The sequence below is a fragment of the Ruegeria sp. BB6 genome (genome assembly GCF_056539385.1).
Genome location: NZ_JBQFUW010000004.1, coordinates 130318 through 148347, shown reverse-complemented (window position 1 = coordinate 148347; position 18030 = coordinate 130318). Strand labels below are relative to the sequence as shown.

General features: G+C 55.8%; 16 protein-coding genes. 9 read left to right on the top strand and 7 right to left on the bottom strand.

The window, feature by feature from the left end:
- Window positions 1-6: 6 nt before the first annotated feature.
- The 3 genes from oppB to ACR0B7_RS11380 all read right to left on the bottom strand — a co-directional run bounded on the left by oppB (window position 7) and on the right by ACR0B7_RS11380 (window position 4260).
- Window positions 7-930, bottom strand: a complete 924-nt coding sequence (gene oppB, locus ACR0B7_RS11390; protein ID WP_170389023.1) for an oligopeptide ABC transporter permease OppB — start codon at window positions 928-930, stop codon at window positions 7-9.
- Window positions 931-996: 66 nt separating this feature from the next.
- Window positions 997-2625 (bottom strand): peptide ABC transporter substrate-binding protein, encoded by a 1629-nt coding sequence (locus tag ACR0B7_RS11385; protein WP_170416051.1) that lies wholly within the window; start codon window positions 2623-2625, stop codon window positions 997-999.
- Window positions 2626-3024: 399 nt separating this feature from the next.
- A complete protein-coding gene (locus ACR0B7_RS11380) occupies window positions 3025-4260 on the bottom strand; it encodes a lytic murein transglycosylase (RefSeq protein ID WP_170485908.1) in 1236 nt (411 codons plus the stop codon).
- Window positions 4261-4445: 185 nt separating this feature from the next.
- On the opposite strand from ACR0B7_RS11380, the gene ACR0B7_RS11375 reads away from it, so the two are divergent.
- Genes ACR0B7_RS11375 through ACR0B7_RS11350 form a run of 6 tightly spaced genes read left to right on the top strand, consistent with a single transcriptional unit; the run spans window position 4446 to window position 10978 of the window.
- Entirely contained in the window at window positions 4446-5408 is a 963-nt protein-coding gene (locus tag ACR0B7_RS11375) for a cytochrome ubiquinol oxidase subunit II family protein (protein ID WP_480681502.1), read from the top strand.
- On the top strand, window positions 5405-7495 hold the full coding sequence (locus ACR0B7_RS11370) for a cbb3-type cytochrome c oxidase subunit I (RefSeq protein ID WP_170485907.1): 2091 nt from the start codon (window positions 5405-5407) through the stop codon (window positions 7493-7495). The genes ACR0B7_RS11375 and ACR0B7_RS11370 overlap by 4 nt, the downstream gene beginning before the upstream one ends.
- Window positions 7492-8124 carry a cytochrome c oxidase subunit 3 gene (locus ACR0B7_RS11365; protein ID WP_170485906.1) on the top strand — a complete coding sequence of 211 codons (633 nt, stop codon included), beginning with the start codon at window positions 7492-7494 and terminating at the stop codon, window positions 8122-8124. Before ACR0B7_RS11370 ends, ACR0B7_RS11365 begins: the two co-directional genes overlap by 4 nt.
- Complete coding sequence (locus ACR0B7_RS11360; RefSeq protein WP_480681499.1) at window positions 8117-8443, top strand: cytochrome o ubiquinol oxidase subunit IV; 327 nt, start codon at window positions 8117-8119, stop codon at window positions 8441-8443. The genes ACR0B7_RS11365 and ACR0B7_RS11360 overlap by 8 nt, the downstream gene beginning before the upstream one ends.
- Window positions 8444-8474: 31 nt before the next feature.
- Window positions 8475-9458 carry an HlyD family secretion protein gene (locus ACR0B7_RS11355; protein ID WP_170416043.1) on the top strand — a complete coding sequence of 328 codons (984 nt, stop codon included), beginning with the start codon at window positions 8475-8477 and terminating at the stop codon, window positions 9456-9458.
- Window positions 9455-10978 (top strand): DHA2 family efflux MFS transporter permease subunit, encoded by a 1524-nt coding sequence (locus tag ACR0B7_RS11350; RefSeq protein WP_170416039.1) that lies wholly within the window; start codon window positions 9455-9457, stop codon window positions 10976-10978. The genes ACR0B7_RS11355 and ACR0B7_RS11350 overlap by 4 nt, the downstream gene beginning before the upstream one ends.
- Here the strand turns inward: ACR0B7_RS11350 and ACR0B7_RS11345 are convergent.
- Window positions 10975-11337: a FluC/FEX family fluoride channel gene (locus ACR0B7_RS11345; protein WP_170559543.1), complete on the bottom strand. Its 363-nt coding sequence runs from the start codon at window positions 11335-11337 to the stop codon at window positions 10975-10977. The genes ACR0B7_RS11350 and ACR0B7_RS11345 overlap by 4 nt on opposite strands.
- Window positions 11334-11741: a fluoride efflux transporter FluC gene (locus ACR0B7_RS11340; protein ID WP_480681497.1), complete on the bottom strand. Its 408-nt coding sequence runs from the start codon at window positions 11739-11741 to the stop codon at window positions 11334-11336. Before ACR0B7_RS11340 ends, ACR0B7_RS11345 begins: the two co-directional genes overlap by 4 nt.
- Window positions 11742-11920: 179 nt before the next feature.
- On the opposite strand from ACR0B7_RS11340, the gene ACR0B7_RS11335 reads away from it, so the two are divergent.
- The 3 genes from ACR0B7_RS11335 (at window position 11921) to ACR0B7_RS11325 (ending at window position 16036) form a co-directional block, all read left to right on the top strand.
- Complete coding sequence (locus ACR0B7_RS11335) at window positions 11921-13501, top strand: FMN-binding glutamate synthase family protein (RefSeq protein ID WP_170559541.1); 1581 nt, start codon at window positions 11921-11923, stop codon at window positions 13499-13501.
- Between the two features lie 61 nt (window positions 13502-13562).
- The gene (locus ACR0B7_RS11330; RefSeq protein WP_170416033.1) at window positions 13563-14102 is read left to right on the top strand and encodes an RNA polymerase sigma factor; all 540 of its coding nucleotides are present in this window, start codon (window positions 13563-13565) and stop codon (window positions 14100-14102) included.
- Window positions 14099-16036: a VWA domain-containing protein gene (locus ACR0B7_RS11325; protein WP_170576781.1), complete on the top strand. Its 1938-nt coding sequence runs from the start codon at window positions 14099-14101 to the stop codon at window positions 16034-16036. The genes ACR0B7_RS11330 and ACR0B7_RS11325 overlap by 4 nt, the downstream gene beginning before the upstream one ends.
- 29 nt (window positions 16037-16065) lie before the next feature.
- On the opposite strand, the gene ACR0B7_RS11320 is transcribed toward ACR0B7_RS11325, so the two are convergent.
- Together ACR0B7_RS11320 and ACR0B7_RS11315 are read right to left on the bottom strand one after the other, a co-directional pair.
- Window positions 16066-16716, bottom strand: coding sequence for an ABC-type transport auxiliary lipoprotein family protein (locus ACR0B7_RS11320; RefSeq protein WP_480681494.1), 651 nt, complete (start codon window positions 16714-16716; stop codon window positions 16066-16068).
- On the bottom strand, window positions 16713-18029 hold the full coding sequence (locus ACR0B7_RS11315) for an MlaD family protein (protein ID WP_170416029.1): 1317 nt from the start codon (window positions 18027-18029) through the stop codon (window positions 16713-16715). The genes ACR0B7_RS11320 and ACR0B7_RS11315 overlap by 4 nt, the downstream gene beginning before the upstream one ends.
- Window position 18030: the final 1 nt, after the last annotated feature.

The window sequence follows — 18030 nt, the reverse complement described above, 5'->3', positions numbered from 1 at the left end:
GGCCCCTCAGTAACGAATTTTCGGATCGAACCAGGCGTAGGCCAGGTCGGTCAGCAGGTTTACCAGCACGGTCAGGACGCCATAAAGGATAGTGACGCCCAATAGCACGGCATAGTCTCGCGAAAGGGCGGACCCCACATAGGCTTGGCCCAACCCACCGGTTGAGAAGTAGATGTCGACGAAGACCGAACCGGTCAGAACGTAGACAAAAACCGGCCCAAGATAGGATACGACCGGCAGAAGTGTAGGTTTCAGCGCGTGCCGCCAAATGACGGTCCTTGTCGGTAAGCCCTTGGCACGTGCGGTGCGGATGAAGTTCGAGTTCAGAACTTCCAGCATCGAGGACCGGGTGATCCGTGCGATCGACCCCATGTAAGAGGTCGCCAATGCGATCACCGGCATGATCAGGTACTGCCATTGCCCGCCATTCCAGCCGCCCCCGGGCAACCAGCCCAGCCAAAGGGTGAAGGTCAGGATCAGGATCGGCCCCATGATGAAGTTCGGCAGCGCTTGTGCCGCGATCCCCAGACCAACTGCGAAATAGTCGATCCAGCTGTTGTGCTTGATCGCGGCGGCGATTCCAAGACTGACACCCACGGCAGTGGCGACAAGGAAGGACAGCGAGCCATAGGTCAGCGAGATCGGAAAGCCCTGCGCGATGATGTCATTCACGTCGCGGTCCTTGAACTTGAAGGACGGGCCGAAATCGAAATGCACGACGATGTTGTACAGATAGTCCCAAAGCTGTTTCCACAGCGGTTGGTCCAGCCCGTAGCGCGCCTCGATATTGGCCAGAACCGCCGGCGGCAGGGGCCGCTCTGACGTGAATGGCCCGCCGGGTGCGAAGTGCATCAAAAAGAAACTTGCAACGATCAGCAAAAGGATCGTTGGGACGGCGATCAGTAACCGCCGGACGATATAGGCAAGCATTTCATGCCCCCAAATATTGGCTTTGCCCCAAAGAAGTCTCCGGGGCAAAGCGTGATCAACAGATGATTACTCAGCGATTTTGTAGAGGTTCTTGGAATACCAGTTCTGCTCTACGTTATTGACCGGCCAGTTCCCGACATCGCTGTCCATCATGTAGACGCCAGCATAGTGATAGATCGGGATTACAGGGGTCTCTTGTGCGATGATCCGCTCGACCTCGGTGTACAGAGGTGCTGCGTCATCGGCGGTTTTGGCTGAAGCCAGAAGTTCATCAACCTTGGCGTTGTTGTATTTGCCGTCGTTGTAGCCGGAATCCGACTGCAGCAAATCCAGGAAGGTTGAGGCTTCGTTATAGTCGCCACACCAAGCGCCACGGGCCAGATCGAAGTTCTGGTTGCCGCGCTCCTCCAGGAAGATCTTCCATTCCATGTTGGCAAGTTCGGCGTTTACACCCAGTTTCTGCTTCCACATCTGGCTGAGCGCCACAGCGACTTTCTTATGAGCTTCCGAGGTGTTGTAGACCATCTCAAAGCTCAGCGGATTGTCAGGACCGTAACCTGCGGCAGCCAGCAGTTCCTTGGCCAGCTCGTCGCGTTCCTGCTGAGACATCGAGGCCATTTCAACTTCGGGAACCGTAAACCCGGCGGTTGCCTCAGGCGCAAAGGTGTAAGCCTGAGGCTGGCCACCTGCCATGATGTTTTCAGTGATGATCTTGCGATCTACGGCCAGCGACAGCGCTTGGCGGACATTCGGGTCCTTGAACGCTTCGGGGCCACCGTCGGACAGGTTGAACGTGTAGTAATAGTTGCACAGACGCGGGAAGCTGATGGCTTCGTCGGGGTGCTCTTTCTGAAGGCGTGGGAACTGACCTGCGGGAACCTCGGTGCGGTCCAGCTCACCGGCCAGATAACGGGTCAGGGCGACGTTTTCGTCGTTGATCACCAATGCGACAACCTTGTCGACGATGGTGTTGTCATTGTCCCAGTACATCTCGTTGCGCTCACGAACCGAGCGTTCCTGCGGCAGGTGTTCGGTCAGAACATATGCCCCGTTCGAGACGATGTTTTCAGGCTTGGTCCACGCGTCGCCGAATTCTTCGATGACTTTCTGCGGGGCGGGGAAAGTCGTGGAATGCGTGGTCATCTGCGCGAAATAGGGCAGAGGGGCGCTCAGCTTGACTTCAAGCGTGTGGTCGTCGATCGCTGTGACGCCCAGCTCATCCACTGGCTTGTCGCCTGCAATGATTTCGGCCGCGTTTTCAATCGACATCAGTTCCATGAACCATGCGTAAGGCGAGGACAGGGCCGGATCGACAGCGCGCTTCCAGGCAAAGACAAAGTCACCAGCGGTTACCGGGTCGCCGTTGGACCACTTGGCGTCATCGCGCAGGGTAAATGTGTAGACGTCTTTGGTATCGTTGGTGGTGAATTCGGTGGCTACGCCGGGAACCAGATTGCCGTCTTCGTCCTGATTCATCAGACCTTCAAACAGGTCGCGCACAATCTCGGCGCCCGATACGTCCTCGACGACCTGCGGATCGACCGAGCTGTGTTCGTCCAGAATACGATAGGTGAATGTCTGGTCATCCGCCAATGCTTCGCCGGTTTCAGGATGAGTGCCGGCGGCGAATGCCGCGCCGGTGATCATGGTCGAGGTCAGCAGCCCCGCCAGCGTTGTCCGAATGTGCTTGTTCATGTTTTTCTCCCATTTTTTGGCGGAAATTCGCGCGCGTTCGATCACGATCGCGGCGGGCCACCTTGTTTGCCCGACGTTGAAAGGGTTCTGAGCGGGTTCAAGTTCTGCTTCGTCAGATCGCAAGGAACACCGCGCGGCAGTCTTTCGGTTTTCAGTCGGGAACGCAGTTGCGAAAGTCGCCTTTCACTGACGCTGACGTTGGCATTATTTAAAAAAAGGTTAAAGCCTCTGCCTGCAAATTAGGCAGTTGTATGCGAATTGTGAAGAAAACCGGGGATTGCTGGAAATATTATGATGAAACTTGGCGGCTTCCAGACACATTTGTGAAAGGCTTCGATAAGGGATCGGTCGGTTACGCAAGGTAAGACTTTTTGGCGAGGGTGGCTCAAGCGCGAATCGCTAGGGTACCAATGCTGATTTCATGCTCTTGTCCGGGAAACATGTTGGCGATTGGCCCGTCGCCTGCTGCCAGCGTCCGATTGACCGCCGCGTCTTGAAGCCCGGTAAGCCATCCGCGCCGCCAACGTCATGGCCTTGCTGTTCCAGGGCGATTTGCATCGCTGCGATATCAGACCTGTAAAGATTTCCGACTTTGCCCCAACGCCCCTGGAAATCTCCGACACCGTATTGAATTCGATCACCGACATGTCCGACAAAAAGGGCGTAAAGATCGCTCTTGTTGTATTCTTTCAGCACATAGAAATTTTCGGTCACCAGAAATGCGGGACCATTTCGACCGGCAGGCATCATTAGGAAGCCTTGACCCGAAAGTTCATGCTTGGGAAAGGGTCTGCCAGAAACCCGCGAAATACCCATCTTGGCCCAGTCCTTGATTGGGCGCCCCTGATCCGGCCCTTCAAGGGCGCAAGATACCGAGCTGGGGACAGTGACCTCAAACCCCCAGTCGCGATCTGCGATCCAGCCATGTTGGTCAAGGTAGTTGGCTATGGACGCGATCGTGTCCTCGGGCGAAGCCCAGATGTCGGCGCGCCCGTCACCGTTTCCGTCCTTGGCATAGGTTAGAAAATTCGATGGCATGAACTGCGGCTGACCCAGCGCACCGGCCCAGCTGCTTTTCATCACCCCCGGAGGAGCATGTCCGGCTTCGGCAATCTGCAAGGCAGAGATCAGCTCGCTGGTGAAATAATCTGCTCGGGTGCTCATGAACCCTTTGGTCCCAAGAACTCGAAAAACATTGTGGCGGATTGGAACCTGACCGTAACCGCTCTCACGGCCCCAGATGGCCAGAACGATGCGTGACGGAACACCGGTTTTTGCCTCTACCCGAGAAAGCGTCGTTGCATGGCGTTGCGCCATCTGGCGCCCTATGGACGTGGCCCCTTGTACGGTGCCTGCCTTGAAGTATCGACCAGGTGACCCAAACTCTGCCTGTTTTTGCTGTTTGGGTATTTGGGCTGACCCTCCCGGAGGCACGAGATCGGGCAATTTCCAGTTAAGGGTCACTCCATCGAAAGCACGGTTCATCGTCTGCTTGGAGACACCCTTGGCTTTGGCCTGTGGCCATATGGTTTTAGTCAACCAATCCTGAAACTGCTGTTCGACCGCCCCGCGATCCAGGGCAGCCGCGTTCGTGGAAAGAAACAACAGGCCAAGGGTGAAAAGAAGCCAACGCATCGGAAAAAGGTCTCGCGCCCAAAAGAGTAAGTCAACAGTGCCGTTTTCCACGATTTGATTGTGCGTATTTCCGCGGTTGATCACACAAAGTGGCGAACAATTTCCGGTTTCGCAAAAAACCTTGAGAAAACTTGGAACTCTGCCGATAGTTGGCTGCAAATGGAGGCAGGAGAGGATCGTAAGGAGTGGCCAGTTACAGGTTTTCATTTGCCTTGCAGCCTATCCTGATCGCCATCGTGCTGATTTCAGCCTGCGCGCAAGCATCTTGGGCCAGTGACAGTTTTCTGGACCCTGTTGGCCCAATTGCGGAAGTTCAGAGGCTTCATCTGCTACGCGCAACGGTTTTGATTTTGATTGCTGTCGTTCCAGTCTTGGTTTTTGTGCCAGTGATTGTTTGGCGCTATAGACGGCGCACTACCGCTAGCTCAACCTATCGACCCAAGTGGGATTTTTCGGCCCGTCTGGAATTCGTCATGTGGGGCGTTCCGGTTCTCATCGTTGCGATCCTGTCATTTTACCTATGGAAAGCAACGCATCGTTTAGATCCTTATTCTGCGGAATTCGGTGAAACGCCTGCCTTGAACGTGCAGGTCGTAGGATTGGATTGGAAGTGGTTGTTCATCTATCCGGACCTTGGGATCGCCAGCGTCGGAGAAATGGCAGTACCTGTCAAACAACAGGTTGCGCTGACACTGACAACGGACACAGTGATGCAGTCCTTCATGATCCCCGCTCTGGCCGGTCAAATCTACGCTATGCCGGGAATGACAACCAAGCTGCACATCGTGGCGGATACCCCGGCGACCATGCAGGGCGAAAACACGCAGTATAATGGCCGCGGGTTCACCAAGCAGAAGTTTCAGACTCTTGCCATGTCGCCACAGGATTTCGATCACTGGGTTGAAACCGTGCGCACCAGCGGTATTCCCTTGGCCGCGGACACCTACAGGGTACTGGCCATGCGTTCTGACCGGGATGAAGTTCAGGCCGCGCTTGGCACGCCGGAAATGCCTGACAAAGCGCTGTATTTCACCCTTGAGGAAAGCGATCTATTCGCATCCATCCTGCATCGGTATCACCAAGGTGCACCTTTGACCGCCGATCAGCAGCCCGGAACCGCACAATTCGGGCAGGAGGCACAGCAATGAGCTTTGCGGACAGTGGTTTCTTTGGCCGACTAAGCTGGGAGTCGTTCCCTCTGGCGGGCCTTATACAAACTCCGAACGCGAATGAGATCGTCGCCAATGCCGCTGCGGGCGTTGTGATTATCGGTATTCTGGTCGTTGTCGGCGCCCTGACATGGTTCCGCCTTTGGGGACTGCTTTGGCGCGATTGGCTGACAAGTGCAGACCACAAGAAAATCGGCATCATGTACATTGTCTTCGCAATTGTGATGCTGGCGCGCGGTGTTCTTGAAGGTGTTGTCATGCGCGCGCAACAAGCAGCGGGTCCGGGGGACGGATTTCTGGAAGCGGACCACTTTGCCGAATTGTTCAGTACGCATGGCACTATCATGATCTTTTTCGTGGCCGTGCCATTTGTCTTCGGATTGGCGAATTTTCTGGTTCCCTTGATGATTGGCGCGCGCGACGTCGCTTTTCCCGTGATGAACCAGATCAGTCTTGGCCTGACGGTCTCGGCCGGGATGATGCTGATGGTTTCTTTGCTTGTAGGCGAATTCTCGACCGGGGGCTGGACGGCTTACCCGCCCTATACGGGGGCCGCTTTCAATCCGGGCGTTGGGCCGGACTACTGGATATGGGCAATCGTTGTTTCCGGTATCGGTACGACGCTGACCGGGATCAATTTCGCGGTCACGATCTATAAGTTGCGTGCACCGGGCATGAAATTCATGCGTTTGCCGATGTACTGCTGGACGATTATCTGCAGCTCTATCCTGATCGTGTTTGCGATGCCACCGCTGGGTGTCGCGGCGCTGATGCTGGCCGCCGACCGGTATCTGGATTTCCACTTCTTCACCAATGACCTTGGCGGCAACATGATGAACTATGCCAATCTGTTCTGGCTGTTTGGGCACCCCGAGGTCTATTTGCTGGTCCTGCCCGCATACGGGATTTATTCCGAGGTGTTCGCAACGTTCTCGGCCAAGCGGCTTTATGGCTACAACTCGCTGGTCATTGCGACGATGTCCATTGCCGTGCTGTCGTTCACCGTCTGGCTGCACCACTTCTTTACAATGGGTCAAAGCGCGCTGATCAATGCGGTCTTTGGCATTGCGACCATGCTGATCGCCATCCCCACCGGGGTAAAAGTGTATGATTGGATGGCGACCCTGTTCCGTGGGCGTATTCGGTTCTCAGTGCCGATGCTCTATGGTTTGGCGTTTCTGATGCTCTTTGTCATCGGGGGTCTTTCGGGGGTGATCCTTGCGAACCCAACCGTGGATTATCAGGTTCACAACACGCTGTTTCTGGTTGCCCATTTCCACAACGTCCTGCTGCCCGGGGTCCTGTTTGGCCTACTGGCAGGGTATAATTACTGGTTCCCCAAAGCCTTCGGGTTCCGCCTGAACGAATCCTGGGGCCGCATCACGGTTGTCCTGTGGACGGTCGGTTTCATGCTGACGTTCCTACCCCTCTACTTTGTCGGCCTGATGGGGATGCCACGTCGGTCTTTCAGTTGGGAAGACCCGAGTTTTCATCCCTATATGATCGTGGCCGTTTTGGGGTCGGTGGTCATCTTGTGTGCCCTGCTTGCGGTGGTGGTGCAATTGTGGGTCAGCATTCGAGACCGTGAGAAAACCCGCGTGCCTGTTGGCGACCCGTGGGATGCGCGTACGCTGGAATGGTCCATCCCAGCACCGCCACCGCCGTATAACTTTGCCATTATTCCGCATGTCACCGACCGCGATGACTTTGCCGCCGCAAAGGAAAGGGGCGAGGCTTATCCAGCACCCGAAGCCTATGAGGACATCAGCCTGCCGCGCAATACGCGGATTGGTTTCACGCTCTGCGTCCTCAGCGGTGTCTGGATGTTTGCCTTGGTGTGGTGGATCTGGTGGTTGGCAGCGCTGGTCACCATTCTGATGCTGTTGTCCTTCGTTGCGTGGACTTTCAAAACGGATATCGAAGAGGTTATTCCGGCAGCTCAGGTGCAAAGGGAACATGAGGCCTGGCTGGATCTTGTCCACGCCTCTGCTCCGATCAATCGGGACTTTGAATTCTCTTCGGATAACCGGGGGCGCGCGGGTCCGGACTTGGAGGTCGCCACATGAAGCGCGCTCCAACACACAGTTATCCCGGCCTGAACCTTGGTCGGCGGCATCCGGGCGCTGACAAAGCCAGCGAAGTCGTCACGTTTGGCTTCTGGGTCTTTCTGATGAGCGATCTGGTCTATTTCGGGCTGATGTTCGCCATATACATCACAATGATCGACGCACAGGCGGGCGGGCCGGGACCGCACGAACTTTTTGACCTCAAAAGCATCTTTGCACAGACCCTGATCCTGTTGACCAGCAGCCTGACGGTCGGGCTGGCAATGCTGGCATTGAAATACAACCTGCCGCGTTCGCGCATCGTTTTGTGGTTTTGCGTGACCTTGGTTCTGGGACTCAGCTTTCTGGTGTTGGAAATCCGGGACTTTATCGCGATGGCGGACAAAGGCGGTATCCCACAACGCAGTGGGTTTTTGTCCGCGTTTTACGGTCTTGTTCCGCTGCATGGTTTGCACGTTGCTGCCGGGTGTCTGTGGCTGATCGTGTTGGGTGTCCAACTGCGACTGATGGGGCTGACGGATTTGCTGATGTCGCGCGTGGTCCGGCTGGCGCTGTTCTGGCATTTCCTCGACCTGATCTGGATCGGGATAATTACGATCGTTTATTTCGGAGGTCTGACCTATGGATAGACGCAGCGAAATGCACAGGCGAGAGAGGCGGCGCTATGTGATTGGCTACGGCGGTTCACTGTTCCTGACCATAGCCGTCTTCACCGTCGCTTATGTCTTCGGGATCGAGACAAAGGGCGTCTACCTGACAATCGGCTTACTGGGGTTGGCGCAGCTTGTCCTTCAACTGGTCTATTTCCTTCATATCGACCGTCGACGCAGCAGTCGCGAAGACTTGGACTTGGTGCTGTTTTCTACATTGGTCCTGCTGATCATTATCGTCGGAACCGTATGGATCATGGGCAACCTTGCGGTCCGCATGCATACCTATCCAATGTGATCAAAACGCGATTGAGCAAGGAGATCGACCCATGAAGTCCCTCAAAACTGTCGCTGCCGTGACAATGTTGATCGCTATCGCTGTTGGCCTGCTTCTGTTTTGGCGGCATGAAGAAAGGTATCCGTCAACCAAGGACGCCTATGTGGGGGCAAATATCATCAATGTGGCCGCGCAGGTGACTGGCCAGGTGGATGATGTCTCGGTGTTAGAAAACCAGGCAGTCAAAGCCGGCGATCTGCTGTTTACGATTGATGAGACTCAGTTCCGGGCGGCCGTGGACCAGTCCAGGGCAAACCTGGACAGTGCCGTACAGCAGGCTGAATCCTACGCCACTCAGATCGCTGCGGCCGAAGCGTCGGTTGCATCCGCGCAATCCGTTTTCGATACATCCCAAAAAAGCCTCGAACGAGCCAAGGCGCTTTTCTCGACCGGTGATCTGGCCCAGGCGTCGTTGGATCAGGCGACCTCGGATTTTGCGCAGGCTTCGGCTGGGCTTACCACCAGTCAATCCAGCCTTTTGGCTTTGCAAAGCGGATTGCAGGCCAAGCAGGATGATGTTCTGTCGGCGCGCGCGCAGTTGGAAATCGATCAGGCCAATCTTGCTTGGACCAAAGTGTTTGCAACTGCTGACGGATGGATTGCGAACCTGACATTGCGCCCCGGTTCCGCCGTATCAGCGAACGCGCCCCAGTTTTCGATTGTCGAGTCTTCCGATTGGTGGGTGGACGCGAATTTCAAGGAAACATCGCTGCCCCGTATTCGACCCGGTCAGCCGGTGAAAGTGCAGATCGACATGTTGCCTGGGGTGACGCTGAGCGGGAAAGTGCAATCCATTGGCCGCGGATCGGGGGATACGTTTTCCTTGCTGCCGTCCGAGAATGCCAGCGGTAATTGGGTCAAGGTCACCCGCCGGTTTCCCGTGCGGGTGTCTCTTGACCCGACGGATGCTCCGCTGCGGGCAGGCGGCAGCAGCAAAGTCACGGTGGATACGACTTCGGAACGGGCAGGAGAATGAGCCTTTCGGCTACAGGCCATGTCAATCCGGTGATTGTCATTGCCGTGGTGCTGAGTGCCATTCTCGAAGTTTTGGATAGCACGATCGTCAATGTCGCGCTGCCTCATATTCAAGCGGCCTTCGGAGCTACAACCGATCAGGCGACGTGGATATTAACAAGCTACATCGTCTCGGCCGTCGTAGTTATGCCCCTGACCGGATTTGTCGCCCGCAGGGTAGGGCGACGCCGGTTGATCCTGACGGCCGTGACTGGTTTTGCGACAATGTCGGTCATGTGCGGATTGTCCTGGAGCCTTGAGACGATCGTGGCCTTTCGACTTGCACAGGGCATGTTCGGAGCCTTTCTTATTCCATTATCACAATCCATTCTTTTTGATGCTTTCCCGCGCGAGAAACGAGGTCAGGCGATGGCAGTTTTCGGCCTCGGGGTGGTTGTTGCACCGGTTCTGGGTCCGACAATTGGCGCGATATTGACCGAGTATTTCTCGTGGCGGATGGTGTTTTTCGTGAACCTTCCGGTGGCGGCGATGGCGCTGCTGTTGCTGGCCGGAGAGTTGCCTGACGACAAAACCGAAGATGTTCGCATCGACTGGAAGGGCTTGGCATTGCTGGCAGTGGGAATCGGGTGCCTGCAATTCATTCTGGATCAGGGCGAAACCAAGGACTGGTTGTCATCGCGCGTCATTCAGGTTGCCCTAATCGCTTCGGTGCTTGGCGCTGTTGGTTTCGTCGTTCACGCCCTGTCCTCAAAGACACCGGTCGTTGATCTTCGCCTTTTTGCCGACCGGAATTTTGCCCTGTGCAATCTGGTCATTGCTGGGTTTGCCATTTCGCTGTTCGGTGGAATTGCCATACTGCCGACCTTTGTTCAAAGTCTGTTGGACTATCCGGTCATCGAATCTGGCCATCTGTTCATTCCCCGAGGGATTGCGGCCGGCGCATCAATGGTTCTTACAGGCGCAGTTTTGTCTACACGGTTTGATCCTCGTGTTCTGGCCGGGCTGGGGATGCTTTTGACGGCTGTCGGTAATTTCATGCTTGGTGCACTCAATCTGGATGCCGGGTTCTGGCAGTTGGCCTGGCCTGGTGCCGTAAGCGGCTTGGGCATGGGTCTTGTCTTCGTTCCCATGTCCATCCTTGCGTTTGAAAGCATTTCTCAAGCGCGTCAGGACGAAGCCTCTGGTCTGTTCAATGTTACGCGGCAGCTTGGATCATCCATCGGAATTTCTCTGGTCGGGACGTGGGTTGTTCGTGGGTTACAGACCAATACAGCGGTGTTGAGCCAGAATGTGACGCCATACAACACCGCCGCTCAAAATTATCTGCAACCGCTGGGCCTGACACCGGACAGCGCCGAAGGTGCGGCAATTCTGGGTCAGGAGATCAACCGTCAGGCCGAGCTGATTTCTTACCTGACCGTATTTAATAATCTGGGCTTGCTGGCTTTGGCCTCAATACCGCTTCTGCTGTTCTGTAAGGCGCCTAAGCCGGGAACTCAGGCTACGGTTCACGCTCATTAGCGGGTGAGGAAAAGCCCTAGCCAAAGTGCGGACCAACACAAAAATATGCTTATAAGAATGTTGCCGGCGGCCAACGCGATCGTGCGCTCTCGTCTTAGTTCCAGCGATTGATAGGCGAAACTGGAAAACGTTGTGAAGCCACCGCAGAAACCGAAAACCAAGCGCCGTTCCTGCTCGCCCATATCCGCTGGTCCACCCAGATAGCCAACCCACAAGCCCAACAGCAGGCTGCCCAGCACGTTCACGATTAGCGTCGACAAGGGAAGGTCGTGCCTGATTGTCAACGCGATCGCATGACGTAGAACCGCGCCCAATCCGCCGCCCAAACCAAACATCGCGTGAAGGTAGAGATCATTCAACCGCCCGCCCTCCGACCAAGGCCGCGTCTTCCGATCGCTTCGCCGAGGATGGCCGCCGCGAGACCGATTGCGATCTCGAGACCGGCCGCTGTTGCGGCGGTCAGAAAGTTCGCCTCGGCGAGGCGTTCAAGTTCGGCGACAAATGACGAAAAAGTGGACAATCCCCCGCAGAACCCAACAGCACCCAGGTGCAGGACATGGGCGTGCACGCAGTGGCGGATGGAGAACAGCCAACCCAGAACAAAGCACGCCACAATGTTGATCCCGAACGTTGCAGTCAAAACCGGAATTCCAGGGATCGTGACGGATAGACTTTCGCGCAGAAGCGAACCCGCGGCCCCACCTACAAAAACGGCCAAGAACATAAGGGCCGTGGATCGAACCGCCGGTCGCGTTATTTTCAAAGCCAATGATCCTGCCCAAGTTCACCTGTCTTTCCAGATACAGGCGGCAACCATTCGGATCAACAGAAGACCCAGCTTCGCGATTAAGCCCTTTTTGGTGTAGAACGGCGTAAACTCTTGCAACTAAACGTCGTTTTGCCCAACGATTGGTTAAGCCTATCTCGGTATCGGAGATCACGATGATTGTACGCAGACTCTATTACTTCCTCAGCTATGTGTGCCTGCCGTTAACTCTGCTTTGGGGTTATTTCTGGCCGCCGGCCTATTGGCTGCTTGTGATACTCGTGCCCTACGCCGTGGTTGGCCTCTACGATATTCTGACGACCAAGCATAACGTGCTGAACAATTACCCTGTTCTAGGCCATTTCCGCTATATGCTGGAATTTGTGAGCCCCGAAATCCGCCAGTACTTTGTTGAAACAAACGAAAGCGGGCGCCCCTTCAACCGAATTATCCGGGGTCTGGTGTATGCGCGCGCCAAGGGACAAGTCGATACTCAGGCATTTGGCACCCAATACGACATTTTGTCCGTAGGCTATCACCGGGCAAACCATTCTCTTGCACCCAAGGACGTGCCGGAAAGCGAAGGGCGGATTGTGTTGGGCGGCCCGCAATGCAAGCAACCTTACAGCGCGTCCCGCCTGAACGTTTCGGCGATGAGTTTCGGGGCGCTTAGCGCCAATGCAATCCGGGCTTTGAATGGCGGCGCAAAGGACGGAGGCTTTGCGCACAACACCGGTGAAGGTGGCCTGTCGCCGCATCACTTGGCCGAAGGTGGCGACATCATCTGGCAGATCGGGACAGGTTATTTTGGGTGTCGCACCGACGATGGTGGATTCGACAGGGTTCAATTCGCTGAAAAGGCAGGAAATCCAGTTGTAAAAGCGATTGAGATAAAACTGTCTCAAGGGGCAAAGCCCTCGCATGGCGGCGTTTTGCCAGCGGCCAAGGTTGATCAGGAGATCGCTGATATTCGCGGTGTTCCGTTGCATCAGGACGTTATTTCCCCGCCCGTCCATTCCGCGTTTGACGGACCGAAAGGTCTGCTGGAGTTTGTACAGCATTTGCGCGAACTGTCGGACGGCAAGCCTATCGGGTTCAAGCTGTGTATTGGTCGCCCCTCGGAATTCATGGCGATCTGCAAGGCGATGCTGGAAACAGGTATCTTGCCCGATTTTATCACCGTTGATGGCTCGGAAGGGGGAACCGGCGCAGCCCCGGTCGAGTTTACGAACCGTCTGGGCATGCCACTGAACGAAGCGCTGATCTTTGTGAACAACTGTCTGCGCGGCGCCGGTTTGCGTGACGAGATACGTATCATTTGCTCGGGCAAGGTGGCGACTGGTTATGACATGGTCGAGAAATGCGCGCTTGGGGCCGATATGTGCAACGCAGCGCGTGCAATGATGTTCGCTGTCGGGTGCATCCAGGCGTTGCACTGCAATACCAACCGCTGTCCATCAGGTGTCGCAACGCAAGACCCGGTGCGGGGGCGCGCCGTGAACGTTCAGCAAAAGCGCCAAAGGGTGCATCGCTATCACGACTCTACGCTTGAAAGTTTCCGTGAACTGCTTGGGGCTATGGGAAAAAGCCGCGTGTCCCAGTTGCAACCGTCAGATATTCACCGCCGGACCGCTGATGAACGTGAACGGTCCTACGGAGAACTGTATACGTTTCTGGATCAAGGCGTGCTGCTGACCGATGCTATCCCGGATGAATACAAGCTGGACTGGAATATGGCTTCGGCTGATCGGTTCTAATTTTTTTTCTGTTTTGGCCAAGGATTGACCTTCCTGATCCGTCTTACCAATCGTGATGCGTATGAAAACATCGGATGAGGACTTGGCAATGGCTGCTGCCAATGGCGACGCTGAGGCGTTTGCCACCCTTTTGGCGCGGCACTACGACAGGATATTCCGATTGGCGTTTCGGCTGTCCGGGCGTGCGGATCTCGCTGAAGATTTGACGCAGGATATCTGCTTGGCGTTGCCTGGGAAAATAACCGGATTCCGTGCACAGGCGCAGTTCACAACATGGTTATACCGTGTCGTTGTAAACGCAGCGGAGGACACGCGCCGCCGCCGTGCCAGTCACACCCGTGCGGCCGCCAGTTGGGGCGATGTCGAGAAAATGCGCCGCGCCGAGGCTGCAGAGACGGCCGAGGCAGTGGACTGGTTGGTGCGGGCGATGCGCTCTTTGCCCTGCGAGTTGCAGGACACGTTGGCGCTGACGTTGGAAGACGAAATGACACATGCCCAAGCTGCTGAGGTGCTGGGTGTTTCAGAAGGCACCGTGTCCTGGCGAATGTCGGAAATCCGAAAGCGCCTGCGCGTCATGCGGCAGGAGGAGCTGGCCCAATGACAGATGAACTTGAAAAGCTGAAGGCCACAATAAGTGCGGCCACCCCGGCACCGGATGCGGGACGGCGCGCTGCAAACCTGGCTCATGCGCAAAAAAGTTTCCTTGATGCCCAAGGAAATGCGACCGAGGCACGTCCCACTGTCGAGCGAGGCCATTTGGCCCGTCTGATAGAAGGAGCGAAGCCCATGTTAAATGCCCTGACCCATCGCGGCGTACTGACCGCAACTACGGCCGTTGCAGCCGTTGCCCTGATCGTGATCCTCCCGCAAACGCGGGACTACGTTATCCAACCGACAAGCTGGGTTGAAAGCCGTTTTTCCTCGCCAAGCACAGGGTTGGATCAGGAAGAAGCCGCCACGCTCCTTTCGCAAGAGCAGTTTGCCGATGAGGGGGCGACCTCGGCCGTTCAGAGAAAGCGGCAGGAAAGAGCGTTGGTTCCGGCGGATCAGCCGTCTGCCATCGTTACTGGCGGCGCGTTGATGGAGGCACCGGTGATCGCCGCTACGCCGTCAGAACGATCGCTGGTCGTGCAGCCGGATCAGGACACAGAAGCATTTTCAAACGCAGATACCAATCCGCTAAAGGTCACTTCGGAAGACCCTGTTTCGACGTTTTCGATCGACGTGGATACAGCCTCTTATTCGATCGCGCGTTCATCGCTTTTAAGTGGACATTTGCCGCCGCGGGACGCCATTCGGGTCGAGGAGATGGTGAATTATTTCCCCTATGCGTACCCTGCCCCGGAAGGAGCCGCACCGTTTCGACCTACCATTGCTGTAAGCCCGACACCTTGGAACAATGACACGCAGCTTGTTCATATCGGTATTCAAGGTGCCATACCCGAAATTGCCGATCGGCCGCCGCTGAATCTGGTCTTTCTGATTGATACGTCTGGGTCGATGCAGGATGCGAACAAGTTGCCCTTGCTCAAACAGTCGTTCCGCCTGCTGCTGTCCGAGTTGCGACCCGAAGATCAGGTTTCGATCGTCACCTATGCCGGTAGTGCGGGGCAGGTACTTGAGCCAACGACAGTTGCGGAAAAGTCCAAGATCATGTCCGCGCTGGACAGGCTTGAGGCCGGAGGGTCAACTGCGGGACAGGCAGGATTGCAGCAAGCGTATCAAGTTGCTGAAGCTATGGCCGCGGAAGGAGAAGTAACGCGGGTTGTTCTCGCCACGGACGGCGACTTTAACGTCGGCCTATCCGACCCCGAGGCTTTGACGGATTTCATCGCAGACAAGCGAGATAGCGGCACTTTCCTGAGTGTTTTGGGTTTTGGTCGTGGCAACCTGGACGACGCAACGATGCAGGCGCTGGCGCAGAACGGCAACGGTCAGGCGGCCTATATCGACACGCTGAGCGAGGCGCGCAAAGTTCTGGTCGATCAACTGACGGGTGTTTTGTTTCCGATTGCCAACGACGTCAAAATCCAGGTCGAGTTCAATCCGGCGCAAATCGCCGAGTACCGGTTGATTGGTTACGAGACACGGGCGTTGCGTCGCGAAGACTTCTCGAATGACAGGGTGGACGCTGGCGATATTGGCGCTGGCCACAACGTAACAGCCATATACGAAGTGACTCCGGTCGGATCGGATGCCGTCAGGAATGGTCCGCTGCGCTATGCCGAACAGGTTGAGACCGCAGGGTCAGATGAAATCGGGTATTTTAAATTGCGTTACAAATCACCAGGGACCGCCCAAAGTGAGTTGATCGAGCAACCCATCGTTTTCCGGCAAGGCGAAGTCACGGATGACGTACGCTTTTCATACGCAATAGCCGGTTTCGGGCAGTTGATGCGAGACGACACGTTTTTGGGAGATTGGACCTATGAGGATGCTATAAACTTGGCCAGTTCCGCGCGGGGTAAAGACCCGTTTGGCTATAGGGCCGAGGCGATTACCCTGATGCGCCTTGCGCAAACACTGGCTCAATAAGCTGGACGGTGCTGATCCGGGTTATAGGGTCAAAACGAACTTGGATTGTTAGCGGCGTGGGTGTGGATTTTGCGAATGCTCCATTCAACCGCGTCGCGCATCGTTCTCCCAAGCGCGGTGTCGAACGCAGTGACCAGATCCGCAGTCTGGTCACTTGCTGAGACTACGTTTTCCTGAAAGGAACTCGACGCAATAATCTTATCCTCAAACTCGTCGATAATCTTGATGTTCATGCGAACTTCAACTCGAATGTTTGACGAATTGTCCGCTTCGCTAACGACGATTCCCTGAAATTCGCGCAGATCGGGAACGATCACATAGTCTGCCCTCAAGCCGACAGTCGATCTGCCGACAGCAGCAACTTTCCCGCTATTCTCGAAACTTTCAACCAACAGAGTTTGAACGATCAGCGGCGCGCGATCCACCCACCGCGCGCGGGCCAGATATTGCACTTGCAAGGGGGTGGGCTGCACTGCGATCTGATCCGTGTTGACCGCAGCCGTTGCCGTCGGTTCTTCCACGACGATCTGTCGTTGAACGCGCGGCAGAGAGGGCGAAAAGGTACTTTTGGGTGACAAAAGGTAAAGGTCGTTTGGCTTGGACGCCTGCTGAAGCGTTCCCAGCCCGGTGCAGCCAGCCATCGAAACGATCGCCAGCATGGCAATAAATGACCTGATCATTGGCGAAACTCCGATGCTTGGGTACCCAGTAAGAAGCGCGCGGGGTCTCGTTCAACCCTATCCACCAATCGGTCCAGACTGACGACCAGCCGTTGAGATTCTTCGATGAAGCGTGTGAATTGAGGCAGCCCCACACGCAGGAAATCAGACAACTGACGCCGGTTGTCCTGCACAATTCCGTCGATCGTCCCCAAAAGTTCAGAAGCGGATTGAGACGCGCTGAGGATGTCGGCCGAAATCTCGTCCAGCCTGTCTGTCACTTTGGTGACGGTCGTGGCAACTTGATTTGCCGCATTGCGAATGTCTTCGACCACCTTGCCGACGTCCTCATCGATCACGCGATTGGCCGAGTCGAACGCGCGCTCTGCCGAGGTCAATGTGCTGTGGGCTGTGTCCATTGCTCTGTCAATGTAGTCCAGCGTCTCGTTTGCGTTCAGAAAGGTTTCGGTGACCATCGTCAATGCTACAGACCCTTCACCGGTAAGTTCGGTCAAGTCTTCTGCCAATGCTGAGGCTCGGTCCAGAAAGGGTTTCAGGTCCTGCTTGATCACGGTGTCAGCCGCCTCGATTGTGACTTTCGCACTATCCAGCGCGGCCGTGGCGGACTCGGACGCTGTTTTCACACTGTTCAGTGTATCGGTTCCGGTGGTCAAAGTTGTTTCCGCGGTGTCGGCCAGTTGGCCCAGACGAGATGAAAAAGCGGAAATGTCTTTGGCGGCCCCGCCCAGATCGGATGACAAAGACTCAAAGTCCGACAACGTCTTGTCCAGCCGCCCCGTCGCCGAGGCGACATTTTCGAGAATATCCGCAACGGCTTTGCGGTTCTTTTCGTCGACGATTTCGTTGACGTCCTCCAGTAGGGTTATTGCTTTTTCCATCAACTGCGGCGCGCCTTCAAAAAGGGACTGGATTGCGCTGCGTTTGCTTTTGATCAAGCTGTCTTGGGGAAGTCTCTCGGCTTCTGGTGAGCCTCCTGTCAGTTCAACATAGCTGACACCAGTGACGCCAAGCGACTGAAGCTGCGCAATCGTTTCTGTTGTCACCGGAATGTCTGCATCAATTTCAATGCGGACCCTGACTTTGGACGGGTCGTCGTCATCCAAATCCAGCGATATGACCTGCCCGACCGGCAAGCCGTTATAGCTGACGCCCCCAGCCGCCGACAGGCCAGATACGTTTTCAAACAGGACCTCGTAGTAAGCGTATTGTCGCGTCACCTCGAATTTTGCCAGCCATAGAAAAAATCCGAACGCGCCCAGAATACCCGCAAGGGTAAACGCGCCGATCAGGATATAGTTCGCTCGGGTTTCCATG